Source organism: Paracoccus simplex, assembly GCF_042648325.1.
GTDB classification, from domain to species: Bacteria; Pseudomonadota; Alphaproteobacteria; order Rhodobacterales; family Rhodobacteraceae; genus Paracoccus; species Paracoccus simplex.
In genome coordinates this window covers 112,597-136,364 of record NZ_JBHRXE010000008.1, presented here as the reverse complement: position 1 = coordinate 136,364, position 23,768 = coordinate 112,597, and the positions used below count along the sequence as shown (strand labels likewise).

The window sequence follows — 23,768 nt, the reverse complement described above, 5'->3', positions numbered from 1 at the left end:
CTTCGATCTTTACAGAACAGATCTAGGCGTCGCCCCGCTGGCGATAAATGGGCGTGTTTGCCTATGACGCGAGGTCAACATCGCCGATCTGCCCGGCCGCGGCTGGAGGAAGCCCGGCAAGGCGCCGTGGCGCGGTTGCCGGGTATCCGGTGCCGGTCAGGCTTCAGGCCAGTTCCAGGCTCAGCTGCTTCTCGAAGGCGCCGCGATAGAGCTGCGACAGTTCGGCCAGCGCCGCCGAGTCGCTGCCAAGGGACACGGTTGCGCCGCCGAAGCGCCCGACCTCGGCCAGCGGCACGCCCGCCGCCTGCGCCGCCTCGGTCAGTTTCGCGGCGCTCTCGGCGCTGCAGGCGACCAGATAGCGGGCCTGATCCTCGCCGAAAAGCTGGGCGATCTCGGCGCTGTCCAGCGTGACGCCCAGGCCGGCTGCCTCGGCCAGCTCGAAGGCGGCCAGCGCCAGCCCGCCATCCGCCAGGTCGGTCGCAGAGCTGAGCAGCTTGCCCTGCGCGCGCAGGAACTCGCCGTTGCGGCGCTCGGCCGCCAGGTCGACATGCGGCGCGTCGCCCGCCTCGATGCCGAAAGCCTCGGCCGCCAGCGCGGACTGGCCGAGATGGCCGCGGGTCTCGCCGATGACCAACGCCACGTCGCCCTCGGCCGGCAGCCCGGCGATGAGGTCGGCAAGGTCGGCGATCAGGCCGACGCCGCCGATGGTCGGGGTGGGCAGGATGCCTTTGCCGTCAGTCTCGTTGTAAAGCGAGACGTTGCCCGAGACGATGGGGAAGTCGAGCGCCGCGCAGGCCTCGCCGATGCCCTTGATGGCGCCGACGAACTGACCCATGATCTCGGGCTTTTCGGGGTTGCCGAAGTTCAGGTTGTCGGTGGTGGCCAGCGGCAGGGCGCCGCAGGCGGTCAGGTTGCGATAGGCCTCGGCCACCGCCTGTTTGCCGCCCTCATAGGGGTTGGCCTTGACGTAGCGCGGCGTCACGTCGCTGGTGAAGGCCAGCGCCTTCCGGGTGCCATGCACGCGCACGACGCCGGCGCCAAGGCCGGGGCGGCGGATGGTGTCGGCGCCGACCTGGGTGTCGTACTGTTCCCAGACCCAGCCCTTGTGGGCGTGGTTCGGGCTGCCGATCAGCGATTTCAGCGCTGCGATGGGGGTGATGGCGGGCAGGGCGGGCATCTTGGCCGCTGCCGGGGTCTCGACCCAAGGCCGGTCGTATTCCGGGGCGTTGGAGCTGAGCTTGGACATCGGCAGGTCGGCCTTGACCTCGTTGCCATGGACGATCAGGAAACGGTCCTCGGCTATGGTCTCGCCGACGATGGCGAAATCCAGGTCCCATTTCTCGAAGATCGCCCGCGCCTCGGCTTCTTTCTCGGGCTTCAGCACCATCAGCATCCGTTCCTGGGATTCGGACAGCATCATCTCATAGGCGGTCATGTTGGTTTCGCGCTGCGGCACGGCGTCGAGCACCAGCTTGATGCCCAAGCCCCCCTTGTCGCCCATCTCGACCGCCGAGCAGGTCAGGCCAGCCGCGCCCATGTCCTGGATCGAGATCACGCTGTCGGTCTGCATCAGCTCCAGGCAGGCCTCCAGCAGGCATTTCTCGGTGAAGGGGTCGCCGACCTGCACGGTCGGGCGCTTTTCCTCGATGGTGTCGTCGAACTCGGCGCTGGCCATGGTGGCGCCGCCGACGCCGTCGCGACCGGTCTTGGCGCCCAGATAGACGACGGGCATACCGACGCCCGAGGCGGCCGAATAGAAGATCTTGTCGCTGTCGGCGAGGCCGGCGGCAAAGGCGTTCACCAGGCAGTTGCCGTCATAGCTGCGGTGGAAGCGCACCTCGCCGCCCACGTTCGGCACGCCGAAGGCATTGCCATAGGCGCCGATGCCCTCGACCACGCCCTTGACCAGATGCGCGGTCTTGGGGTGCTCGGGCCGGCCAAAGGACAGCGCGTCCATGGCGGCGATGGGGCGGGCGCCCATGGTGAAGACGTCGCGCAGGATGCCGCCGACGCCGGTCGCGGCGCCCTGGTGCGGCTCGATATAGCTCGGGTGGTTGTGGCTCTCCATCTTGAAGACCACGGCCTGGCCGTCGCCGATGTCCACGACGCCCGCGTTCTCGCCCGGGCCGCAGATCACCTGCGGGCCCTTGGTGGGCAGGGTGCGCAGCCATTTCTTCGAGGACTTGTAGGAGCAATGCTCGTTCCACATGGCCGAGAAGATGCCGAGTTCGGTGAAGCTCGGCTCTCGCCCGATGATCTCGAGGATGCGCTGGTATTCGTCGGGTTTGAGCCCGTGCGCGGCGATCAGGTCCTCGGTGATCTGCGGTTCGTTCATGTCTGGCGCCCTTTTCCCCGGTTTCCCCGGCCTTTTAAGCGCAGGCGGGGCTTTAGGAAAGGGGCCGCGCGCGGTGCGGGGCAGCGATGGTCCGAAGCGGTTTTGCCGCGCTGCGGCGAAGGTCCGCGAGGCGGGCAAAAAAAAAGCCGGGCACGAAGCCCGGCTCAAGTCCAACAGGGAGGTTGAAGGTGATGAGAATTGCTTCAAATCATCGCCTTCGAGATGGGAAATATGTGCAGTCGGCGAACGGTTCAAGGTTCAAATGCCGATTGCGGGACATGGCCGATATGCATTCTGCGAATATCTCTCGCAGCTGCGGCAAAGCCCTGCCCGCAGGGCCGTCATTTGGCCGAGGGCAGGGCGGCCTGATCCTCGCTCTGCTGCTTGCGGATGGCCTGGATCTCCTCCAGCACGAAGTCGCGGAACGCCGTCACCCGGCGCGAGGTGCGCAGCTCTTCGGGGAAGGCCAGGAAGACCGGAACCTCGCCGGATTCGATGCTGGGCAGCACCCGCACCAGATTGGGGAAATCCGAGGTCAGATAATCCGGCAGCACGCCGATGCCGACATGGTTCAGCACGCCCTGCAGCACGCCGAAGTAATTGTTGACCATCAGCGTCGAGGTCATGTTCAGCCCCAGCAGCATCTGCGACAGCACCGCGCCCGAGCTGACCTGCGGGGTCTGCGGATTCTGGCAGATCAGCCGGTGCGGCTTCAGATCCTCGAGCGTGTCGGGCACGCCGGCCTTCTCCAGATATTGCTGCGTCGCATAAAGCCGCATGCGGATGTTCAGCAGCCGGCGCCGGATCAGATCCTGCTGGTTGGGCTCTTTCATGCGGATGGCGACGTCGGCCTCGCGCATGGGCAGGTCCAGCACCCGCTCCTCCAGCATCAGGTCGATCTTCAGGTCCGGATAGCGTTCGTAGAGCTTGGCCAGCCGCGGCACCAGCCACATGGTGCCGAAGCCGGTGGTCGTGGTGACCTTCAGTTCGCCAAAGACGTTCTCCTCGCTGTCGCGGATGCGGGCGGCGGTGGTGTCGAGCTTGCGCACCATGGACGAGGTGGCCTCGAAAAGCAGCTCGCCCTGTTCGGTCAGAATCAAACCGCGCGCGTGACGGTGAAAAAGCGTGGTCGCAAGCGAATCCTCCAGCGCGCGGATCTGGCGGCTGACGGCGGATTGCGACAGATGCAGAACATCGCCCGCATGGGTCAAACTCCCTGCGTCGGCGACGGCGTGAAATATTCTTAACTTATCCCAATCCATAACAGTGCTTTCTTGCGGCATCAGCCATGCAATCAGTGCAACCCTTATCACAGAAGATAAGGTGAACAACCCTGCAAAACGCGAAGGAAACCCTTTATCCGGCAGCCTTGCTGACCCATTATGCCGCCATGCCAGTCGGCCGGCTGCGGCAGGCTGGGGAAGCGGGCGGAAATCCTCTTTGGCCGGGTGATTCGGCCGGGCGGCGCGTCACGCATTTTTGACCCATATGGTCGCCCGGGATCCGATCTTCCAGATCCACCCGCCGGCGCCGCGACCTTCTGCCGCAATCCGCCGGCTCAGCGCCGGGCGGCGGCGGTTCCGCGCCGCCTTCTCCTGACATAAATCATGGCGTTCTGTCCCGCTGCGTCCTAAAAAGGCGCGTCGCGAGCAGGAGGCTAGTCATGGCAGTAGGCGTATTCGATTCGGGTCTGGGCGGTCTGACGGTCCTGGGCGCCGTCGCTGCCCGGCTGCCGGACCTGCCGCTGGTCTATCTGGGCGACAATGCCCATACCCCCTATGGCGTGCGCGATGCCGATGACATTTTCGACCTGACCTGCGCCGGGGTCGAGCGGCTTTGGGACGAGGGTTGCGACCTGGTGATCCTGGCCTGCAATACCGCCTCGGCCGCGGCGCTCAAGCGCATGCAGGAAACCTGGCTGCCCGCTGACAAGCGCGTGCTGGGGGTGTTCGTGCCGATGATCGAGGCGCTGACCGAGCGGCGCTGGGGCGACAATTCGCCGCCGCGCGAGGTGGCGGTGAAGCATGTGGCGCTGTTCGCCACCCCGGCCACCGTCGCCAGCCGCGCCTTCCAGCGCGAATTGGCCTTCCGCGCCATCGGTGTCGATGTCGAGGCGCAGCCCTGCGGCGGCGTCGTCGATGCCATCGAGATGGGCGACGAGATCCTGGCCGAGGCGCTGGTGACCAGCCATGTCGAGGCGCTGCTGCGCCGCATGCCGCATCCCGAGGCGGCGATCCTGGGCTGCACGCATTATCCGCTGGTGCAGGCCGCTTTCCAGAAGGCGCTGGGGCCGCAGGTCAAGGTCTATTCCCAGCCCGATCTGGTCGCCGAAAGCCTGGCCGACTATCTTGATCGCCATCCCGAGATGCCCGGCCGCGGCACGGTCTCGCGCTTCCTGACCACCGGCGATGCCGAGCGGGTCTCGGGCAAGGCCACACAATTCCTCCGCCAGCCGATCAGGTTCGAAAGCGCCTGAGGTGATAACAGTAAAATTATGAAATCGCTCAAGAAAAAACGTAGAATCCAGATTCTTGCCGCCGCTGCCATCGCCCTGGTGCTGGCGGTTGGGCTGATCGGCTACGGGTTCCGCGACGGGATCAACCTTTATCGCGCGCCCAGCCAGATGGTCGAGAACCCGCCCGAGGCCGGCGAGGTCTTCCGCCTGGGCGGGCTGGTCGAGGACGGCAGCCTGGTCCGCGGCGCCAGCGAAACGGTCAGCTTCCGCGTCACCGATGGCGGCGCCTCGATCCCGGTGCGCTTTACCGGCGTGCTGCCCGACCTGTTCGCCGAAGGGCAAGGCATGATCGGCACCGGCCGGATGGAGGGCGACACTTTCATCGCCACCGAAATCCTGGCCAAGCATGACGAGAACTACATGCCGCGCGAGGTCATCGACTCGCTCAAGGAACAGGGCGTCTACGAGGACCCGAATTCCTGACGCAACGCGCGCCGGCTTAACGGGCCGTTAACCGCGCTGCCCCAGCCTTGGCCCGTTTTTGCAAACGGGGGCTGGTCATGAAGACGGTGGAACAGATCGCGGCCGAGATCGTCGCGCGTGAGGGGGGCTACGTCAACGACCCCGACGATCCGGGGGGGGCGACGAATTTCGGCGTGACGCTAGCGACGCTGCGGCGGTTGGGCATCGACAGGACCGGCGACGGCCGCGTTGACATCCGCGACGTCAAGGCGCTGACCCGCGCTGATGCCGAGCGCATCTTCGTCGAGCATTATTTCCGCCGGCCGCGCCTGGCGGAGCTGCCCGCCTCGGTGCAGGCGTCGGTCTTCGACATGTATGTCAATGCCGGCAGCAATGCGGTGAAGATCCTGCAGCGGCTGGTGACGCGCATGGGCTTCGCCGCGACCGATGACGGGCTGGTCGGGCCGCGCACCATCCTGGCGGCGCGGCAGGCCGAGGCGGCGGCGCCGGGCCATTTCGGCGACGCCTACGGCATCGCGCGGCGTAATTATTACTATTCGCTGGGCGATGCGCGCCCGGCCAGCCGCAAATATGCCCGCACGCGGTCGGGCGGCAAGGGCGGCTGGATCCTGCGGGCCGAGGCGTTCGTCTCGCCCCGCTATCACCTGACGCTGGCCGAACATCGGGCAAGGGTGGCGGCATGGGGGTGATCGACCGTTTCCTGGGTGCCGGCGCCGCCGTCACCAGCGTCGCCAATGCCGCCACCGGCATGGCCGAGGTCTTCCGCGAGAACGCCACCCGTCGCATGGAGCTGGACGAGCAGGCCTATGCCCGCGCCATCGCCCAGCACGGCGCCGAATTTGCCGCCGCGCCGCGGGGCTGGTTCGACGGCATGATGAACGGGCTGAACCGGCTGCCGCGGCCGCTGATGACGCTGGGAACGCTGGCGCTGTTCGGCTATGCCATGGCCGAGCCCGAGGGCTTCGGGCTGCGGATGCAGAACCTGAACCTGGTGCCCGAGCCGCTGTGGTGGCTGCTGGGCGCCGTCATCAGCTTCTATTTCGGCGCGCGCGAAGCGCATTACTTCCGCAGCCGGCCGATCATTGCCAAGCCGGCGCAGGCGCCGCTGATCCCGCGGGCGGCGGAAGCGGGCGATCCCTTCGCCGACAACCCCGCCCTGCGCGACTGGGCCGAGGCGGAAGCGGCGAAATAGCGAGGCTGTGACAATCTGGTGGGCGCGGGGGGCTGGCTTGCCGCCCGCGCCGCGGCTATTCTACGGGCCAGCCATCCGGAGGAAGTCCATGATCGCCGAACTCGGCCATTTCGCCCTGATCCTGGCCTTTGCCGTGTCCCTGTTCCAGATGACCGTGCCGATGATCGGCGCCGCCAAGGGCTGGAGCGGCTGGATCGACAGCGCCCGGCCCGCCGCGCTGGCGCAGTTCGGACTGATCGGCATCGCCTTCGCGGCGCTGACCATGGCCTTCGTGACCTCGGATTTCTCGGTGGCGCTGGTCTACGAGAATTCGCATACCGCCAAGCCCATGCTCTACAAGATCAGCGGCGTCTGGGGCAATCACGAGGGCTCGATGCTGCTCTGGGTGCTGATCCTGTCGCTGTTCGGCGCGGCGGCGGCCAGCTTCGACGCCAACCTGCCGCCCCGGCTGCGGGCGCGGGTGTTGTCGGTGCAGGCGGCGATCGGCGCCGCCTTCCTGGCCTTCATCCTGTTCACCTCGAATCCCTTCCTGCGCATGGCCAGCCCGCCCTTCAACGGGCGCGATCTGAATCCGCTGCTGCAGGATCCCGGCCTCGCCTTCCATCCGCCCTTCCTCTACCTCGGCTATGTCGGGCTCAGCATGGCCTTCAGCTTTGCCGTCGCGGCGCTGATCGAGGGGCGGGTCGATGCCGCCTGGGCGCGCTGGGTCAGGCCCTGGACGCTGGCGGCCTGGGTCTTCCTGACCATCGGCATCGCGCTTGGGTCCTGGTGGGCCTATTACGAGCTCGGCTGGGGCGGCTTCTGGTTCTGGGATCCGGTGGAAAACGCCAGCTTCATGCCCTGGCTGATCGCCGCCGCACTGCTGCATTCCGCCATCGTGGTGGAAAAGCGCGAAGTGCTGAAAAGCTGGACCATCCTGTTGGCGATCCTGGCCTTCGGCTTTTCGCTGATCGGCACCTTCATCGTGCGCTCGGGCGTCATCACCTCGGTCCACAGCTTCGCCAGCGACCCCGAGCGCGGCGTGTTCATCCTGGCGATCCTGGCCTTCTTCGTCGGCGGCGCGTTGCTGCTGTTTTCCGTGCGCGCCGCCTCGATGCAGGCGCGCGGCGCCTTCGCCCCGGTCTCGCGCGAGGGGGCGCTGGTGCTGAACAACATCCTGCTGGCGGTTTCGGCCTTCGTGGTCTTCATCGGCACGGTCTGGCCGCTGGTGGCCGAGATGGCCTGGGACAAGAAGCTGTCCGTCGGCGCGCCCTTCTTCGAGAAGGCCTTCACCCCCTTCATGGTGGCGCTGGCGATCATCCTGCCGCTGGGCGCGATCCTGCCCTGGAAGCGCGGCCGGCTGAAGCGCGTGCTTTATCCGCTGCGCGGCGCGCTGCTGCTTGCCGCCGCCGTCATGGCGCTGGTCTATGCCGTCTCGACCGGGCATTCGGCGCTGGCGGTGATCGGCGCCGGGCTGGGCGCCTGGCTGGTCGGTGGCGCGGTGGTCGATCTGTGGCTGCGCACTGGAAATTCCGGCCTTTCCCGCCTGCGCCGCCTGCCGCGCGCCGATTGGGGCAAGGCGGTGGCGCATGCCGGGCTGGGCGTCACCTTCATCGGCATCAGCCTGCTGATGGCCTGGCAGGTCGAGGATATCCGCGTGGCGCAGGTCGGTCAGACCTTCACCGTCGCCGGCTATGACATCACGCTAGAGGCGGTCGAGGAACGCCCCGGCCCGAACTACGACGCGACCATCGCCACGATGAAGGTCAGCCGCGACGGCCGGCAGGTCGCGCTGCTGCATCCCGAAAAGCGGGTCTATCCGGTGCAGGCCATGCCGACGACCGAGGCGGCGATCCAGAACGGGCTGTTCCGCGATCTCTACCTGGTGATCGGTGACGAGCAGAAGAATGGCGGCTGGGCGGTGCGCAGCTATATCAAGCCCTTTGCCAGCTGGATCTGGCTGGGCTCGGCGCTGATGGCGCTTGGCGGCTGCATCAGCCTGTCGGACCGGCGCTATCGCGTCGCCGCCGGGGCGCGGCAGGCGCGCGTCGCGGCCCAGCCGGCGGAGTAACAGGTCATGCGCGCGCTGCTTCTTTGCCTGTCGCTGCTGCTCGCCTTGCCGGCCGCCCTGCCGGTCTGGGCGGTGCAGCCCGACGAGGTGCTGACCGACCCGGCGCTGGAGGCGCGGGCGCGCGAGATCTCGAAGATCCTGCGCTGCCCGGTCTGCGCGGGCGAAACCATCGACGAATCCAATGCGCCGATCAGCCGCGACCTGCGGCTTTACCTGCGCGAACGGCTGGTTGCAGGCGACAGCGATGCCCAGGCGGTGCAGGCCGTCACCGACCGTTTCGGCGAATATGTCCTGTTCCAGCCGCCGGCGCGCGGGGTGAACTGGCTGCTCTACCTGGCCGGGCCGGTGATGGCCGTCCTGGCGCTGCTGGTGGGCTGGCGCTTCGTGCGCTCGCGCAACCTGGCCGAGGAAGGCCCGGCGTGCCTGTCGGAGGAGGAAAGGGCCCGGCTGGACCGGATCATGCGCGACTGACGCAGGGTCGGACCTTTCCCCTTGGCCGGTGCTTGGGCAGGATGGCCGAAAGCATCGGGGGGGCAGGAATGAGCTTTCAGACCATCGAATTCACCCATCGGGACGGCATCGCGCGGTTGGCGTTGAACCGACCCGACACGGTCAATGCGCTCAACCGCACCATGCGGGCCGAGATCGTGGCCGCGATGATGAACCTGCCGCAGGACACCCGCTGCGTGGTGCTGACCGGGAACGGCCGCGGGTTCTGCTCGGGCCAGGACCTGACAGACGCCACCGCCGGCTTCGACGTCGAGGAGATCCTGCGCGAGGAATACGAGCCGATGCTGGCCGCCATCTCGGACGCGCCGGTGCCGGTGATCGCGGCGGTGAACGGCATCGCCGCCGGGGCGGGGGCCAATCTGGCGCTGGCCGCCGATGTGGTCGTCGCCACCGAAAGCGCCAGTTTCGTGCAGGCCTTCAGCCGCATCGGGTTGATCCCGGATGCCGGCGGCACTTTCATCGTGCCGCGTTCGGTGGGCGTGCCGCGCGCCATGGGGATGATGCTGTTCGCCGACCGTATCCCGGCGGCCCGGGCGGCGGAATGGGGGTTGATCTGGGAATCGGTTCCGGACGCGGAATTCGCAGCGGTGGTGGCGGCGCGGGCGAAAACCCTGGCCGAGGGGCCGACGGCGGCGTTCCTGGCGATTCGCCAGGCGCTGCGCGCATCGGGCGGCAACGACATGACGGCGCAACTGCGGCTCGAGGCGCGGCTGCAGGGCCAGATGGCGCGGACCGAGGACTTCGCCGAGGGCGTCGCCGCCTTCCTGCAGAAGCGCGCGCCCCGGTTCAAGGGGCGCTGACCGGCACCAAACGATGCGGCCCTTTGATGCGGTTTCAGCCGATGCGGCGGAAGCGCGGCGCCGACTGGCTGTTGTCGAAGAAGGGCACCGAGGCCGGCGGCAGCAGCGGGCCGTTGCCGGCCTGGGCGACCAGGCTGGCCAGTTCGGCCAGCACCACCTCGGTGATGAAGGGCAGGTCCAGCGCCCGCGCCTCGGGCAAGGGCACCCAATGCAGGTGCGAAAGCTCGTCGCAGGCGGCGCCGAAATCGTTGCGGTCGCCATGCAGGCGTTCGGCATCGAGCAGCAGGAAACGCGCGTCGAAGCGGCGCGGCCGGCCGGGTGGGGTGATTGCCCGGAACAGGAAGATCAGCGTCGAGGGATCGGGGGCGAGGCCGGCGCCGGCGTAATGGTCCCAGCCTTGGGGGGCGGGGCCGGGATGGCCGGTCAGCAGGCCGGTCTCCTCGGCCAGTTCGCGCAGTGCGGCGGCGGCCAGTGCATCGGGGGTGACGGTCGTGCCGGGCAGCGGATCGACCGCCAACCGGGCCGCCGTCTCGGCCGAAAGCGCGCCGCCCAGCCGCGCGCCGGCATCGGCAGCATCCACGGCGCCGCCGGGAAAGACGTATTTCGACGGCATGAACACCGCCGAGGCGCCGCGCTGGCCCATCAGCACCGAAGGGCCACCGGGGGCGCTGCGGTCCAGCACCAGGACGGTGGCCGCATCGCGGACCGGCATCTCGGCCGGCTTGCTTTCGTGCAGGGCCGCGGCCGCGCCGCTCACGAGGCGCGGGCCTCGGCCGGGGCCGGCTGCTGGCCGAAGCCATGCATCCGCCGCGCCCATTGGAAGCCGATGAAGCCGCCCTTGATCAGCGGCAGCAGCAGCAGCGACAGGATCACCGCGCCCAGGCTGAAGCCGATCAGCATCGCCATGGCCGAAGGGCGATACATCATGTAGATCGCCAGCAGCAGCGGCGCCCCCAGATGCGAAACCAGCAGGATGGTCAGATAGGCCGGCCCGTCATCGGCGCGCTGGTGGTGCAGCGCCTCGCCGCAATGGGCGCAGGACGGGTTCACGGTCAGGTAACCCTTGAACAGCCGGCCATGGCCGCAGGCCGGACAGCGCCCGACCGCCGTGCGCAGCATGGCTTGCTTGATCGGTCGTTCGGCTTCGGTCGCGGGGGAAGAGGCGTGGGACATTCGCGCGTTCCTTTCCTTTCCTGTTCCCATCCTATCTAGGGCATGGCCGCCTTGAAGAAAAGCGCGGCTTCGGTCGGAAGCGACAAAGCGTCGCAGGCCGGAACGCGGGGCCAACCCGGCACCGGCTCTGGCATCAGGCGTGGGCCATCTGCGGCGCGACGACGATGCGGTTGCGGCCCGAGGATTTCGCGTTCAGCAGCGCGCGGTCGGCGCAGGCCAGCAGGGTTTCCGGCTCGGCCGGCCATCCGCAGCCGGGGCCGGCCTGTCCGACCGCCACACCGACCGAGACGGTGACGCCCAGCGCGGCGCTGTCGCAGCCGGGCGGCAGGCAGACCGGCTCGGCCATCACCGCCTGGCGCAGCGCCTCGGCCACGCGGCGGGCGCTGCGGGCCGGGCAGTCGGGCAGCGCCGCCAGGAATTCCTCGCCGCCGATGCGGGCCAGCAGTGCATCCGCGGGCAGGGCCGAGGCGAGGCGGGTCGCCACCTCGCCCAGCACCGCATCGCCGGCGGGATGGCCGTAGACGTCGTTCACCTGCTTGAAGCGGTCGATGTCCAGCAGCATCACCGCAAAGTCGCGGCCCGCCTCCTGCGCCTCGGCCGCCAGTTCGGCCAGGCGGGGCAGGGCATAGCGGCGATTGTGCAGCCCGGTCAGCGGGTCGGTCATCGCCCAGCGCATGTTGCGCCGGGTCTCGTGCCGGCGACGGTCGGCCTCGCGCTTGCGCGCGAGCTGCGCTTCCAGCCGCATCGCCGCCTCGGGCGCCGTCCCGGGGCTGGCCAGGCTCCAGGCCAGCACGTCGCCCGCGCCAAGATCCAGCGCCACCGGCGCCATCTCGGCCCGCTCGGGGCGCAGGGCGACGACGAAGGCGGCATCGCGCGAATGCGGGCGCGAGCGCAGTTCCGAAAGCAGCCGCAGCCCGTCGCCCGGCTGCTGCACATCCGCCGCGATCAAGTAGAGATCGGCCACCCGACCCGAGGCCGCCTCGGCCAGCGCGCGCTCGGGCTCGGCGATGGCGATGGCGAAGCCGACCCGGCCCTGCAGGGCATGGCGCCAGCCCAGCGCCGTGGCCGGGCTGTCGGCGACGAAGACGGCGCGCGGCCGGTCGTCATGGGCAAAGCCCGCCGCCGCTTCGGCCAGGCCGGGCACCGGGGCTTCCAGCGCCCCGGTCTCTGCCCCCGGTTCGTGCCGCATCAGCCCGCGGATGCGGGCCAGCAGGGTGAGGTCGGCGTCGTTCGGCTCGATCAGGCCCGAGGCGCCGGCGCTCAGCGCCGCGACCCGGTCCTCGCCCCGGGCCTGGACCAGCACCGGCGTTTCGGCCCCCTGCGGCAGGGCGCGCAGCGCCGCGCAAAGCGCCGGCCCGTCCATGTCGGGCAGGTTGGCGCCGATCAGCACGATGCGGGGATGGATCAGCCGCGCCATGCGCAGCGCGTCCTGGCCCGAGGCGGCAGTCGCCACCTCGTGGCAGGCCGAGGCCAGCCGCACCTTCATGGTGATGCGGTTCGTCGGCACGCCGTCAACGACCAGAATCCGCCCCGCCATGCTTGCGCCCGCTTTACACCTGCTGCCCTGGCCCGCATCTTGCGCAGGAATGGTTAACAAATCCTTTCCGGCGCTGCAGAAATCGCTGCCGGCCTTCACGAAAGCGAGAGCGGAATGACACCGAGAGAAGCGCGCGACATCGCGGATTCGGGCTTTGCCCATATCGCGGCCGAGCCCGACCTGGTGGCGGCGCTGCTGGCGCAGTCGGGCAGCGACGTGGCCGGGTTGCGCGCCATGGCGGTGCGGCCGGAATTCGCCCTTTTCGTGCTGGACTTTCTGCTGGAGCAGGACCAGCGCGTGCTGGATTTCGCCCAGGCTGCGGGGTTGCGCCCCGAGCGGGTGCAGATGGCCCGCGCGGTGCTGGGCGGCGGCGATCCGTGGTAGCGCGCCGGCTCCGGGATCGGCGGGATGGCTCCTATCGGTAAAGCTGCGCATTGCGGGCGCCGCGCCGATGCATGCCAATGGCGCACCGGCAAGCCGCCGGCCGATTTTCAGGAGATCCTTATGAGACGCATTCTTGTCCCGACCCTGACGCTGGCGCTGCTTGGCGGCGCGGCGCTGGCGCAGACCGCGCCGAACCCCGATATGGCGGTCGCGGCGGCGAAGAACCAGCTGGGCGTGCTGGAATATTGCCAGGCCGAGGGGCATATCGACGGCAAGGCGGCCGAGACCCAGGGCAAGATCATGGCCATGCTGCCGGCCGCCCAGGACGCCGCAGCGGTCGAGGCCGCCTATGAGAAGGGCAAGACCGGCACGGTCAGCGCCATGGGCGTCGAGCAATCGCTGGCCGACGCAGCCAAGGCGCAGGGCGCCGAAGTGGCCGCGCTCTGCACCCAGATCGCCGCGGCGGTCGAGCAGGCTGCGGCGCAGCTGCCCCAGTAACGCCCGCTTCAACGCTCCGCTTGGCGGACGGCGCCCCCGAGCTTTGCGGGGGCGCTTTTCATGCCGGTCAGGCGACCTCGGCGAAGACCTTGTCGAGTGCCTGTTCCAGCTTTCCGAACATCTCGTCCATCTGCGCCTCGGTCAGGATGAAGGGCGGGCACAGCACCACCGATTGGCCCAGAGGCCGGCAGATCAGCCCCAGGTCGGTGCAGGTGTTGGCGATGCGCTCGCTGACCGACAGCGTCGCGTCGAAGGGGGTCTTGGTGGGCTTGTCCCGAACCGCCTCCAGCGCCCACATGAAGCCGACGCCGCGATACTCGCCGATATTCGGCTTTTCGGCCAGGCGGCGCAGGTTCTCCTCGAAACGCGGGGCGAGGCGGTTGACGTTCTCGGCCAGCCCTTCGTTCATCACCACGTCGATGGCCTTCAGCGCGATGGCGCAGCCGACCGGATGGCCCGAGGCGGTGAAGCCGTGCGGGAATTCCTCGATGGCCTCGACGGCGGCTTCGACGCGGCCGGCCAGGTCGGGGCCAAGGATCACCGCGCCCATCGGGAAGAAGCCCGCCGTCAGGTTCTTCGAGGAAATGATCGCATCGGGGATGAAGTCATAGGTCTCGCAGCCCCAGGTCTGGCCGGTGCGTCCGAAGCCGCAGATCACCTCGTCCGAGATCAGCGGGATGCCGTGTTTTCTCAGGATCGGCTGGATGGCCTGGAAATAGCCGCGCGCCGGGGGAATGACGCCGCCGGCGCCCATCACCGGCTCGGCGAAGAACCCGGCGATGGTGTCGGCGCCCTCGCGGGCGATGGTGTCCTCGAGCTCGCGCGCCAGGCGGGCGACGAACTGCGCCTCGGTCTCGCCCGCTTCGCCAAAGCGCCAGTAATGCGGGCAGGTCAGGTGGATGAAGCCGGGCAGCGGCAGGCCGAACACCTCGTTATAGGGCTTGCCCGTCATGCTGGCCGAGACGGCGGTGACGCCGTGATAGGCGTTCCAGCGCGTCAGGATCTTGCGGCGCTGCGGCTTGCCTTCGGCCCGGTGCAGGAACCACAGCATCTTGACCATGGTGTCGTTCGCCTCGGAGCCGGAATTGGTGTAGAACACCTTGCCCGAGGCGAAGGGCGAGACCTCGACCAGCTTTTCCGACAGCATCACCGTCTGGTCGGACATGCGGCCGAAAAAAGCATGATAGCCGGGGAAACGCTCGTATTGCGCCTTGGCGGCCTCGATCAGCCCGCGATGGTCGAAGCCCGCCACCATGTTCCACAGGCCGGAATTGGCGTCCAGGTAGCGCCTGCCATGCACGTCGAAGACATAGGGCCCCTCGCCATGCGTCACCACGACCGTGCCCCGCTGGTGCACCGAGGGCATGTCGGTGAAGCCGTAGAGCGAATATTCCTCGGCCCGGGCTTCCCAGCTTTGCGGTTGGTTCATTGCCGCCTCCATGATCATCCTTGCGGTCGAGGCTAGCCGGCCACCCCGGCCCGTTCAATGGGGCCCGGCGCCGCGGGGGAAGGGGTCCAGACCTTCCGCCCGGTTGCCGCATCCGGGGACGGGGCGCAATATGGTCGGGACGAACCCCGCCAAGGAGGATGCCATGCGCAAGCCGCTTCTGGCCCTGTCGCTGCTTGCGCCGCTGCCGACGCTGGCCGAGGGGCTGATGATCGCGCCGTTGAAATTGCTCGACACCTCGCACGAGGCCCGGGACCAAAGCGCGGATCACGACCGCCGGCAGGCGCTGCTGGCCTCGGTGCTGGCCGAGGAGATGGCGGGCACGCCGGTCGCCCCCGGCGAGGTGGCCGCGGCATGCCCGCGCGAGACCGCGGATTGCCTGGTCACGCTGCTGCGCGACCAGGGCGGCGATCGCGGGCTGTTCGTGGTGGTGCAGAAATCCAGCACGCTGATCCTGCAGATCTTCGCCTCGCTGGTGGACCTGAAGGACGAGAGGCTGATCCTGCACAAGGAACTGAACTTCCGCGGCGACAATGATGAGGCGTGGCGCCGCGCCGGCCGGTTCCTGGCGCGTCAGCTGCGCGAGGCGGGCTGAGGCTGAGGCGCAACCAGGCCGATCTCGCGCAGGGCGGCCTCGATGGCGGCGGGGCCGGTGCGGCGCATCTCGGCCAGCAGCGCGTCGAAATCCCGGCGCAGCCGGGCCTTTTCCTCGCCCCGGCAATCGTTCCAGGGCCGGCCCTGCAGCGCCATGTGCAAGACGTAATAGCCGATGAAATGCGGTCGTTCCCCGGCCAGCAACAGGGCGCGATAGGCCGCGTGCGCGCCCATGGCCCGCAGCGCCCGCGCATCCGCGACCCCGGCCGCGACCAGCGCCCGGGCGATGGCGGGGCCGATATTCGGCAGTTCGGTCAGGTCGGTCATTCCTTGCGCCCCGCTTTCCAAAGCCCCTGTCTTGCTGTATCAGCGCCGCAACTCCAAGGACAGCACGGCATGACGGACCAAGCCAATACCCCGGCGGCGAAGAAGCTTTTCATCAAGACCTATGGCTGCCAGATGAACGTCTATGACAGCCAGCGCATGGCCGAGGCCATGGGCGCCGAGGGCTATGTCCTGACCGAGAACCAGGCCGAGGCGGACATGGTGCTGCTGAACACCTGCCATATTCGCGAAAAGGCGGCCGAGAAGCTGTATTCCGACCTCGGCCGGCTGAAGCCCTTGAAGGCCGAGCGGCCGGACCTGAAGATCGGCGTCGCCGGCTGCGTGGCCCAGGCCGAGGGCGCCGAGATCCAGCGCCGCATGCCCATCGTTGATCTGGTGGTCGGCCCGCAGGCTTATCACCGCCTGCCGGCCATGGCCCGGGCGGGCGGCGGCGTCGATACCGAATTCCCGGCCGAGGACAAGTTCGAGCACCTGCCGAAACCCGCCGCCACCCGCCGCGCCCCCGCCGCTTTCCTGACCGTGCAGGAGGGCTGCGACAAGTTCTGCGCCTTCTGCGTGGTGCCCTATACGCGCGGGGCCGAAGTCTCGCGCCCGGTGTCGCGCATCCTCTCCGAGGCGCGCGACCTCGTCGCCCGCGGCGTGCGCGAGATCACGCTGCTGGGCCAGAACGTCAATGGCTGGCACGGCGAGGGGCCCGAAGGGGCCGAATGGGGCTTCGGCCGGCTGATCCGGGCGATTGCGGAAATCGACGGGCTGGACCGCATCCGCTATACCACCAGCCACCCGAACGACATGTCGGGCGACCTGATCGCGGCGCATCGCGACGAGCCGAAGCTGATGCCCTATCTGCACCTGCCGGTGCAGTCGGGCAGCGACCGCATCCTCAAGGCGATGAACCGCAAGCATACGGTGGACCAGTATCTGCGGCTGATCGACCGCATCCGCGAGGCGCGGCCCGACATCATGCTGACCAGCGATTTCATCGTCGGCTTCCCCGGCGAGACCGAGCAGGACCACCGCGACACCTTGTCGCTGGTGCGGGCGGTGAATTTCGGCACCGCCTTCAGCTTCAAGTATTCGCCGCGCCCCGGCACCCCGGCCTATGAGCGGCCCGAGATCGACGGCGACACCGCCGATGCCCGCCTGCACGAGCTGCAGGCGCTGCTGACCAGCCAGCAGAAGGCGGCGCAGCAGGGCATGGTCGGGCGCGAGCTGGGCGTGCTGTTCGAGAAGCCCGGCCGGCTGCCCGGCCAGATGGTGGGCAAGTCGGACTATCTGCACGCGGTCTTCGTCGAGGCGCCGCAGGCCGCGGTCGGCGATCTGGTCCGGGTGCGCATCACCCACAGCGCCCCGAATTCGCTGGCGGGCGAGCTGGTGGCCTGACCCCCCGCCCCAAGGGGCGGTTGCGGGGATGGGCCGGGGGCTATTTCGCGCCCAGCCGCTCCAGTTCCGGGAACTTGTGCCAGGGCACGTCGCTGCGGTTGCAGATCGGATGATCCAGCGTCCCGCCGGCCGGCTTGCCGTCGCGCAGCGGGATGCCGATATTGTGCACGCCGGTATAGATGCCCGAGACGTTCTTGCTGTCCGCCCGGACGCAGACCCCCTGCACGCCGTCGCCGAAGCTTGCCACGTTCGAGATCTCGGCATTGCGGATCGAGGCCGGGTCATAGGCCAGCCGGGCGGCGCCAGCGGCCAGTTCGGCCCGCAGCGCCGCGCTGGGCGGGGTCGAGCGGGCGATGATTTCGCCGTATTCGTCGCGGACGCCGCAGGCGGCCAGCAGCAAGAGGCTGCCCGCAAAGATCAAGCCGAGTTTCATGTCATGCCCCTTGGTCGAATGCCGTCTTTGGTAGCGAGGCTAACGGTGCCGCACCGCGAAGGAAAGACCAAGCTTTCCGGCCGGCGCGCGGCCCTGGGGCAGATTCTTCGCCCCGGCATCTTGACGACGGGATGGGCAGGGGCCATGCCGCTGGCATGGGACTCGTCATCGATATTCCGGCCATCGCGGCCAATTGGAAGGCGCTTGCGGCCAAGGCCCCCGGCGTGCGGGCGGCGGCGGTCGTCAAGGCCGATGCCTATGGTCTGGGCGCGTCGCGCGTCGCGCCCGCGCTCTACGAGGCGGGGGCGCGGGATTTCTTCGTCGCCCTGGCGGCCGAGGGGCGGGCGATCCGGCCGCTGCTGCCCGAGGACGCGCGCGTCTTCGTGCTGTCGGGCCATATGGAGGGCGAGGATCTGGCCGGGCTGATTCCGCTGTTGAACAGTCCCCAGCAATTCTTCCGCGACCGGGCGCTGCGGCCGCGCGGGCCGTTCGGCATCCAGCTGGACAGCGGCATGAACCGGCTGGGCTTCGAGCCCGGCGAATGGGCCGCCGTGCGGGCCGAGGCGCTGGCCGCCGGGCCGCAGCTGGTCATGTCGCATCTGGCCTGCGCCGACGAGCCGGACCATCCGGCCAATGCCCAGCAGCTTGCCGCCTTCCGGGCGATGACCGAGGGCGTGACCGCGTCGCGCTCGCTGGCGGCGACCGGCGGCATCCTGCTGGGGCCGGATTATCATTTCGATCTGGTGCGCCCCGGCATCGGCCTTTACGGCGGCGAGCCCTTCGCCGAGGCCCAGCCGGTGGTGACGCTGTCGCTGCCGGTGATCCAGACGCGCGAGGTGAAGCCCGGCGAATCCGTGGGCTACGGCTACAGCTGGACCGCCGGGCGCCCGGCCCGCGTCGCCACCGTGGCGGCGGGCTATGCCGACGGTCTGGCGCGGGCGCTGGCGCGCGAGGGCCGGCTGCGCCTCTGGGCGGGCGGACGGGCCTGCCCGGTGATCGGCCGCATCTCGATGGACCTGATCACCGTGGATGTGACCGATCTGCCCGACGTTCCCCCGGCGCTGGAGATCCTGAACGCCCGGCAGGGGGTCGACGACCTGGCGGCGCTGGCCGGCACCATCGGCTACGAGATCCTGACCTCGCTGGGCCGGCGCTACGAGCGTCGCTGGCTGTGAACCCGGTCCGGCTGATCGGGCGGGCGGCCATCGGCCTGACCCGCGCGACCGGGCGGGTGACGCTGTTCGCCGGCCGTGGCCTGGCGCGGCTGGGTCAGCACCCTTCGGAACTGGCGCGGCAGATCCTGCATATCGGCTGGCTGTCCTTGCCGGTGGTGGGGCTGACGGCGCTGTTCACCGGGGCGGCGCTGGCCTTGCAGATCCATTCCGGCGGCCAGCGCTTCCAGGCCGGCGACGTGGTGCCGGCCATCGTCGCCATCGGCATGGCGCGCGAGCTTGGCCCGGTGCTGGGCGGGCTGATGGTCGCCGCCCGCGTCGCCTCGGCCATCGCAGCCGAGCTTGGCACCATGCGCGTGACCGAGCAGATCGACGCCCTGGTGACGCTTTCGACCGATCCGGTCGGTTGGCTGGTCTCGCCCCGGCTTTGGGCGGCGATCCTGTGCCTGCCGGTGCTGGTGGGCGTGGGCGACGTGATCGGCATCATGGGCGGCTGGCTGATCGGCGTGCAGGCGCTGGGATTCAATTCGGCCACCTATCTGTCGAATTCCTGGGCCTATCTGGAAAGCTGGGACGTGGTCTCGGGCCTGCTCAAGGGCACGGTCTTCGGCCTGATCGTGGCGCTGTCGGGCTGCTGGTTCGGCATGACCGCCGGCGGCGGCGCGGCCGGGGTGGGGCGGGCGACGACCAATGCCGTGGTCGCGGCCTCGGTCGGCATCCTGGCCGCCAATTTCGCCCTGACCGGGCTGTTCTTCTGATGCTGGCGGTGCGCGGCCTGTCCAAGAGTTTCGGCGCCAAGCCGGTGCTCGATGGGGTCGACCTGGACCTGGCCGAGGGCGAGAGCTTGGTGGTGATCGGCGGCTCGGGCACCGGCAAGTCGGTGCTTTTGCGCTGCATCCTAGGGCTCGAGACGCCGGATGCCGGCACGATCCTGTGGCAGGGCCGGCCGCTGGCCGGGCAGCGGCGCGCCTTCATGGATCATTTCGGCATGCTGTTCCAGAACGCGGCGCTGTTCGACAGCCTGCCGATCTGGCGCAATGTCGCCTTTCGCCTGCTGCGGTCGATGCCGAAGACCCGCGCCCGCGCCATCGCCGTCGAAAAGCTGGCCCGCGTCGGCCTTGGCCCCGAGGTGGCGGATCTTTACCCGGCGGAACTCTCGGGCGGGATGCGCAAGCGCGCCGGCCTGGCCCGCGCCATCGCCGCCGACCCGCGGGTGATCTTCTTCGACGAGCCGACGACCGGGCTGGACCCGATCCGCGCCGCGGCGATCAACGCGCTGATCCGCGGCATCGTGGACGAGACCGGCGCCACCGCCATCACCATCACCCATGACATGTCATCGGTGCGCGCCATCGCCGACCGGGTGGCGCTGCTGGATCGCGGGCGGCTGCGCTGGCAGGGGCCGGTGGCCGGGATGGACGCGGCCGAGGACGACTATCTGCGCGATTTTATCGCCGGCCGCGCCCGGCCCATGGCGCGCGGGCCCGGCGCATGACGGCCGTTTTTCCGCCGACAGCTTGGCAAAACCGCAACAGCCGGTCTGCCCCCCTTGTGCGAATCCCGCGCAGTTGCAACCATGGGTTACCGAAAATCCGAACCCGGAGTGAAATTTGGGTCTGACCCCCACGCCCCCCGAGACCGCGACCCCCGGCGAAACCCTGCTGGAATTCCATGACAACAGGCTGCTGATCGACCTTTGCGGCCCGCATGACCGTCACCTCGCCCGGATCGAGGAGGCGCTGAAGGTGCATATCCTGCGACGCGGCAACCTGTTGTCGGTCGTCGGCCCGGTCGATGCCCAGGCCGAGGCGGCGCAGGTGCTGCGTGCGCTTTACGCCAGGCTGGAACAGGGCCGCCCGGTCGAGATGGCCGAGGTCGAGGCGGCGCTGCGCATGGGCGCCGAGACGGTGGCCGACGGCCCCAGCCCGGCCGAGCAGCTGGAAATGTTCCAGACCGGCCCGATCGAGCTGCGCACCCGCAAGAAGACCGTCGAGCCGCGCACCGAGGCGCAAAAGGATTATGTCCGGGCGCTGTTCGCCAACGAACTGGCCTTCGGCATCGGCCCGGCCGGCACCGGCAAGACCTATCTGGCGGTGGCGGTGGGCGTCACCATGCTGATCGGCGGCCATGTCGACAAGATCATCCTGTCGCGCCCGGCCGTCGAGGCCGGCGAGCGGCTGGGCTTCCTGCCCGGCGACATGAAGGAGAAGGTCGATCCTTACATGCAGCCGCTCTACGACGCGCTGAACGACTTCCTGCCCAGCAAGCAGATGCAGAAGCTGATGGAGGAAAAGCGCATCGAGATCGCGCCTCTGGCCTTCATGCGCGGCCGCACCCTGGCCAATGCCTTCGTGGTGCTGGACGAGGCGCAGAACGCCACCACCATGCAGATGAAGATGTTCCTGACCCGTCTGGGCGAAGGCTCGCGCATGGTCATCACCGGCGACCGCACCCAGATCGACCTGCCGCGCGGCGTGCATTCCGGCCTGACCGACGCCGAGAAGATCCTCAAGGACATCAAGGGCATCAGCTTCAGCTACTTCACCGCCAAGGACGTGGTGCGCCACCATCTGGTCGCCCGCATCATCGAGGCTTACGATTCCGAGGCCGAAGCGGCGCTGGCGCGCGGCGAAGTCTTCGACGAGCGCGGCCAGCGTATCCCGCGCCGCGAGCCGCGGCTGGCAAGCGGGGGGCCGGGCGATGCCTGACAGCCGGGGCGCCGCCGAGGAGGCGCTGGAGATCGTCGATATCGTGCTGGAGGATGACCGCTGGGAGGATGCGGGCCTGCCCGCCATGGCCGAGCGCGCCGCCCGCGCCGTGGGCGAATGGCTGGACCTGGGCGAGTTCCAGGTGGTGGTCATGGGCTGCGACGATGATCGGATCGCGACACTGAACGCCGAGTTCCGCGGCAAGCCCAAGCCGACCAACGTGCTAAGCTGGCCGGCGGTGGAATTCGACCCCCGGCCGCCGGGCACGCGTCCCGACCTGCCGGGCATCGAGGAACTGGGCGACATCGCCATCTCCTACGACACCTGCCAGCGCGAGGCCGAGGCGCAGGGCAAGCCCTTTGCCGATCACGCCACGCATCTTCTGGTCCATGCCATTCTGCATCTGGCAGGCTATGACCATATAGACGACCAGGACGCAGAAACCATGGAGGATGCCGAGCGTTCGATCCTTGGCAAGCTGGGCATCCCCGACCCCTATCTGGAACATGAGACATGAGTAACGACCGAAGTCCCGACACGCCGGTTTCCGCCGACCCCGCCTCATGGGCGGATGGCATAGGCGGGGACGGGCGTGACCTGCCGCAATCGCGCGGCTTTCTCGGGCGCATCCTGGGCGCCTTTGCCGCCGGGGACGAGGCCGATACCGCCGCCGAGCGCCAGGAAAAGGCCCCGGCCATGGCGCCGGCCGGGGTTCCGGGCATGGTCAATCTGCGCCGGATGCGGGTCGATGACGTGGCCATCCCCAAGGCCGAAATCGCCGCAGCCCCGGTGAACGCCACCCTGCCCGAACTGGTCGAGATGTTCCGCGAGCATGGCTTTTCCCGCATCCCGGTGTTCCGTGGCACGCTGGACAGTCCGTTGGGGCTGATCCATCTGAAGGATCTGGCGCTGAAATATGGCTTCGGCGCCCAGGTTCCGGTGAAGTTCGCGCTGCGCCCGATGCTGCGGCCGCTGCTTTACGTCCCGCCCTCGATGCCCATCGGCGTGCTGCTGCAGCAGATGCAGCAGAAACGCACCCATATGGCGCTGGTGATCGACGAATATGGCGGCGTGGACGGGCTGGTGACCATCGAAGACCTGATCGAGCAGGTCATCGGTGAGATCGAGGACGAGCATGACGAGATCGAGGGCGGGCTCTGCATCGCCGAAAAGCCCGGCCAATGGTTGATCCAGGCCCGCGCCCCGCTGGAGGATGTCGAGGCCGAGACCGGCCTGCGCCTTGCCTCGGACGAGGAGGAAGACGAGATCGACACGCTGGGCGGGCTGATCTTCATGCTGACCGGCCGGGTGCCGGTGCGCGGCGAGGTGATCCCGCATGAAAGCGGCGCCGAGTTCGAAATCGTCGACGCCGATCCGCGCCGCATCAAGCGCGTGCGGCTGCGGCTGACGCGGGCGACGGCCACGCCGCCGCCGGGGGCCGCGGATTAAAGCGCGGCGAAGGCCGGGGCATGGGCGATGCGGCTGCCGGCGGGCAGCTGCGGCCCCAGCGCCATCAGATGCGGCCCGGCATAGGGCGAATCCAGTTCGGCCGGCGTGAAGCCGAAGCGGCCGTAATAGCCCGGATCGCCCAGGACGACGATGGCATGGTCGTCGAATGCGGCAAGCGCGGCCCGGACCAGCGCCTCGCCGATGCCGCGCGATTGCACGGCGGGATGCACGGCCAGCGGCGCCAGCGCCAAGGCCGGCGTTTCGGCCTGAAGCGGCGACAGGGCGACATGGCCGATGACGGTGCCTTCCGCCTCGGCGACCAGCGACAGGGCAAGGCTGTCCTCGGCCCGCAGCGCCTCGACCAGGCGCGCTTCGGTCTCGCTGTCGAAGGCGCGGGTCAGCAGCGCGGCGATGGCGGCGCGGTCATGTGACCCCTCGGCGCGAATGCGGGGCGCGGGCTCGGCGCGGGTGAAGTCGCGTTCGATGCCGTGGCTTTCCCGCCCCCAGCGGCTGTCGCGCAGCCGGTCGCGATGCGCCTGAAACGCGGTATCGTCGGCATAAAGCTCGTTCAACTTCCAGACCAGCGGATCGTCGGCCTGGGCAAGGTCGAAGCGCAGATTGCCGGGTTCGGCCCGGCTCAGCTCGACATGTTCGGTCAGCAGGTCCAGGGCCAGAAGCATCTGCGCGGCGTCCTTGCAGATCAACCGGCCGGAAAGCGAGACCAGCGGCTGTTCCAGCCGGATCTTTTCGCCGCCCCGGGCGATCGGGGGGGCGTGATTGTGGTTATGTCCGCAGGCGCAACTCATGGCGAATTCCTTGG

The 23,768-nt window shown here is 68.9% G+C and carries 26 protein-coding genes; 17 read left to right on the top strand and 9 right to left on the bottom strand.

What is annotated here, in order from left to right:
- Positions 1 to 163: 163 nt before the first annotated feature.
- Both purL and ACFOMP_RS03580 read right to left on the bottom strand, forming a co-directional pair.
- On the bottom strand, positions 164 to 2,335 hold the full coding sequence (gene purL / locus ACFOMP_RS03585; protein ID WP_379027930.1) for a phosphoribosylformylglycinamidine synthase subunit PurL: 2,172 nt from the start codon (positions 2,333 to 2,335) through the stop codon (positions 164 to 166).
- A gap of 341 nt (positions 2,336 to 2,676) precedes the next feature.
- Positions 2,677 to 3,597, bottom strand: a complete 921-nt coding sequence (locus ACFOMP_RS03580; protein WP_289895130.1) for a LysR family transcriptional regulator — start codon at positions 3,595 to 3,597, stop codon at positions 2,677 to 2,679.
- A 401-nt stretch (positions 3,598 to 3,998) separates the two neighbouring features.
- Here ACFOMP_RS03580 and ACFOMP_RS03575 point away from each other — a divergent pair, with 401 nt between their 5' ends.
- The 7 genes from ACFOMP_RS03575 (at position 3,999) to ACFOMP_RS03545 (ending at position 9,825) form a co-directional block, all read left to right on the top strand.
- Positions 3,999 to 4,811 carry a glutamate racemase gene (locus ACFOMP_RS03575; protein ID WP_289895131.1) on the top strand — a complete coding sequence of 271 codons (813 nt, stop codon included), beginning with the start codon at positions 3,999 to 4,001 and terminating at the stop codon, positions 4,809 to 4,811.
- Positions 4,812 to 4,829: 18 nt separating this feature from the next.
- Positions 4,830 to 5,273, top strand: coding sequence for a cytochrome c maturation protein CcmE (gene ccmE / locus ACFOMP_RS03570; protein WP_289895132.1), 444 nt, complete (start codon positions 4,830 to 4,832; stop codon positions 5,271 to 5,273).
- Positions 5,274 to 5,350: 77 nt separating this feature from the next.
- Positions 5,351 to 5,962 carry a holin-associated N-acetylmuramidase gene (locus tag ACFOMP_RS03565; RefSeq protein WP_289895133.1) on the top strand — a complete coding sequence of 204 codons (612 nt, stop codon included), beginning with the start codon at positions 5,351 to 5,353 and terminating at the stop codon, positions 5,960 to 5,962.
- Positions 5,953 to 6,465 (top strand): holin family protein, encoded by a 513-nt coding sequence (locus ACFOMP_RS03560; protein WP_289895135.1) that lies wholly within the window; start codon positions 5,953 to 5,955, stop codon positions 6,463 to 6,465. The genes ACFOMP_RS03565 and ACFOMP_RS03560 overlap by 10 nt, the downstream gene beginning before the upstream one ends.
- A gap of 88 nt (positions 6,466 to 6,553) precedes the next feature.
- A complete protein-coding gene (locus ACFOMP_RS03555; protein ID WP_379027927.1) occupies positions 6,554 to 8,515 on the top strand; it encodes a heme lyase CcmF/NrfE family subunit in 1,962 nt (653 codons plus the stop codon).
- Positions 8,516 to 8,521: 6 nt separating this feature from the next.
- The gene (locus tag ACFOMP_RS03550; protein WP_379027925.1) at positions 8,522 to 8,986 is read left to right on the top strand and encodes a cytochrome c-type biogenesis protein; all 465 of its coding nucleotides are present in this window, start codon (positions 8,522 to 8,524) and stop codon (positions 8,984 to 8,986) included.
- A gap of 68 nt (positions 8,987 to 9,054) precedes the next feature.
- The gene (locus ACFOMP_RS03545) at positions 9,055 to 9,825 is read left to right on the top strand and encodes an enoyl-CoA hydratase-related protein (protein WP_379027923.1); all 771 of its coding nucleotides are present in this window, start codon (positions 9,055 to 9,057) and stop codon (positions 9,823 to 9,825) included.
- A 34-nt stretch (positions 9,826 to 9,859) separates the two neighbouring features.
- Here the strand turns inward: ACFOMP_RS03545 and ACFOMP_RS03540 are convergent, their stop codons facing one another.
- The 3 genes from ACFOMP_RS03540 to ACFOMP_RS03530 form a co-directional block, all read right to left on the bottom strand.
- Complete coding sequence (locus ACFOMP_RS03540) at positions 9,860 to 10,537, bottom strand: NUDIX domain-containing protein (RefSeq protein WP_379028070.1); 678 nt, start codon at positions 10,535 to 10,537, stop codon at positions 9,860 to 9,862.
- Positions 10,538 to 10,578: 41 nt separating this feature from the next.
- Positions 10,579 to 10,998: a DUF983 domain-containing protein gene (locus tag ACFOMP_RS03535; protein WP_289895139.1), complete on the bottom strand. Its 420-nt coding sequence runs from the start codon at positions 10,996 to 10,998 to the stop codon at positions 10,579 to 10,581.
- A 133-nt stretch (positions 10,999 to 11,131) separates the two neighbouring features.
- Positions 11,132 to 12,535, bottom strand: coding sequence for a diguanylate cyclase (locus ACFOMP_RS03530; RefSeq protein WP_379027921.1), 1,404 nt, complete (start codon positions 12,533 to 12,535; stop codon positions 11,132 to 11,134).
- 114 nt (positions 12,536 to 12,649) lie between these two features.
- On the opposite strand from ACFOMP_RS03530, the gene ACFOMP_RS03525 reads away from it, so the two are divergent.
- Complete coding sequence (locus ACFOMP_RS03525; RefSeq protein ID WP_379027919.1) at positions 12,650 to 12,919, top strand: DUF3572 domain-containing protein; 270 nt, start codon at positions 12,650 to 12,652, stop codon at positions 12,917 to 12,919.
- Between the two features lie 120 nt (positions 12,920 to 13,039).
- The gene (locus ACFOMP_RS03520; protein WP_289895142.1) at positions 13,040 to 13,417 is read left to right on the top strand and encodes a pore-forming ESAT-6 family protein; all 378 of its coding nucleotides are present in this window, start codon (positions 13,040 to 13,042) and stop codon (positions 13,415 to 13,417) included.
- 67 nt (positions 13,418 to 13,484) lie between these two features.
- Here ACFOMP_RS03520 and ACFOMP_RS03515 read toward each other — a convergent pair whose 3' ends face one another.
- Positions 13,485 to 14,846 (bottom strand): aminotransferase, encoded by a 1,362-nt coding sequence (locus tag ACFOMP_RS03515; RefSeq protein WP_379027917.1) that lies wholly within the window; start codon positions 14,844 to 14,846, stop codon positions 13,485 to 13,487.
- 163 nt (positions 14,847 to 15,009) lie between these two features.
- Here ACFOMP_RS03515 and ACFOMP_RS03510 point away from each other — a divergent pair, with 163 nt between their 5' ends.
- A complete protein-coding gene (locus ACFOMP_RS03510) occupies positions 15,010 to 15,459 on the top strand; it encodes a DUF2380 domain-containing protein (protein ID WP_379027915.1) in 450 nt (149 codons plus the stop codon).
- On the opposite strand, the gene ACFOMP_RS03505 is transcribed toward ACFOMP_RS03510, so the two are convergent.
- Positions 15,438 to 15,785, bottom strand: coding sequence for a TfoX/Sxy family protein (locus ACFOMP_RS03505; protein ID WP_379027913.1), 348 nt, complete (start codon positions 15,783 to 15,785; stop codon positions 15,438 to 15,440). The genes ACFOMP_RS03510 and ACFOMP_RS03505 overlap by 22 nt on opposite strands.
- A 69-nt stretch (positions 15,786 to 15,854) precedes the next feature.
- Here ACFOMP_RS03505 and miaB point away from each other — a divergent pair, with 69 nt between their 5' ends.
- Positions 15,855 to 17,186 (top strand): tRNA (N6-isopentenyl adenosine(37)-C2)-methylthiotransferase MiaB, encoded by a 1,332-nt coding sequence (gene miaB, locus ACFOMP_RS03500; protein ID WP_379027911.1) that lies wholly within the window; start codon positions 15,855 to 15,857, stop codon positions 17,184 to 17,186.
- A 40-nt stretch (positions 17,187 to 17,226) separates the two neighbouring features.
- Here miaB and ACFOMP_RS03495 read toward each other — a convergent pair whose 3' ends face one another.
- Positions 17,227 to 17,619 carry a hypothetical protein gene (locus ACFOMP_RS03495; protein ID WP_379027909.1) on the bottom strand — a complete coding sequence of 131 codons (393 nt, stop codon included), beginning with the start codon at positions 17,617 to 17,619 and terminating at the stop codon, positions 17,227 to 17,229.
- A 155-nt stretch (positions 17,620 to 17,774) separates the two neighbouring features.
- Here ACFOMP_RS03495 and alr point away from each other — a divergent pair, with 155 nt between their 5' ends.
- The 6 genes from alr (at position 17,775) to ACFOMP_RS03465 (ending at position 22,948) form a co-directional block, all read left to right on the top strand.
- Positions 17,775 to 18,794 (top strand): alanine racemase, encoded by a 1,020-nt coding sequence (gene alr / locus ACFOMP_RS03490; protein ID WP_379027907.1) that lies wholly within the window; start codon positions 17,775 to 17,777, stop codon positions 18,792 to 18,794.
- Positions 18,791 to 19,549 (top strand): MlaE family ABC transporter permease, encoded by a 759-nt coding sequence (locus ACFOMP_RS03485; RefSeq protein WP_289895149.1) that lies wholly within the window; start codon positions 18,791 to 18,793, stop codon positions 19,547 to 19,549. Before alr ends, ACFOMP_RS03485 begins: the two co-directional genes overlap by 4 nt.
- On the top strand, positions 19,549 to 20,286 hold the full coding sequence (locus ACFOMP_RS03480) for an ABC transporter ATP-binding protein (RefSeq protein WP_289895150.1): 738 nt from the start codon (positions 19,549 to 19,551) through the stop codon (positions 20,284 to 20,286). The genes ACFOMP_RS03485 and ACFOMP_RS03480 overlap by 1 nt, the downstream gene beginning before the upstream one ends.
- A gap of 115 nt (positions 20,287 to 20,401) precedes the next feature.
- A complete protein-coding gene (locus ACFOMP_RS03475) occupies positions 20,402 to 21,499 on the top strand; it encodes a PhoH family protein (RefSeq protein ID WP_289895151.1) in 1,098 nt (365 codons plus the stop codon).
- The gene (ybeY, locus tag ACFOMP_RS03470) at positions 21,492 to 22,016 is read left to right on the top strand and encodes an rRNA maturation RNase YbeY (protein WP_289895152.1); all 525 of its coding nucleotides are present in this window, start codon (positions 21,492 to 21,494) and stop codon (positions 22,014 to 22,016) included. The genes ACFOMP_RS03475 and ybeY overlap by 8 nt, the downstream gene beginning before the upstream one ends.
- On the top strand, positions 22,013 to 22,948 hold the full coding sequence (locus tag ACFOMP_RS03465; protein WP_379027904.1) for a transporter associated domain-containing protein: 936 nt from the start codon (positions 22,013 to 22,015) through the stop codon (positions 22,946 to 22,948). Before ybeY ends, ACFOMP_RS03465 begins: the two co-directional genes overlap by 4 nt.
- Here ACFOMP_RS03465 and ACFOMP_RS03460 read toward each other — a convergent pair.
- Positions 22,945 to 23,754, bottom strand: coding sequence for a GNAT family N-acetyltransferase (locus tag ACFOMP_RS03460; RefSeq protein ID WP_379027902.1), 810 nt, complete (start codon positions 23,752 to 23,754; stop codon positions 22,945 to 22,947). The two genes, ACFOMP_RS03465 and ACFOMP_RS03460, sit on opposite strands and share 4 nt — an antisense overlap.
- Between the last annotated feature and the right edge of the window lie 14 nt (positions 23,755 to 23,768).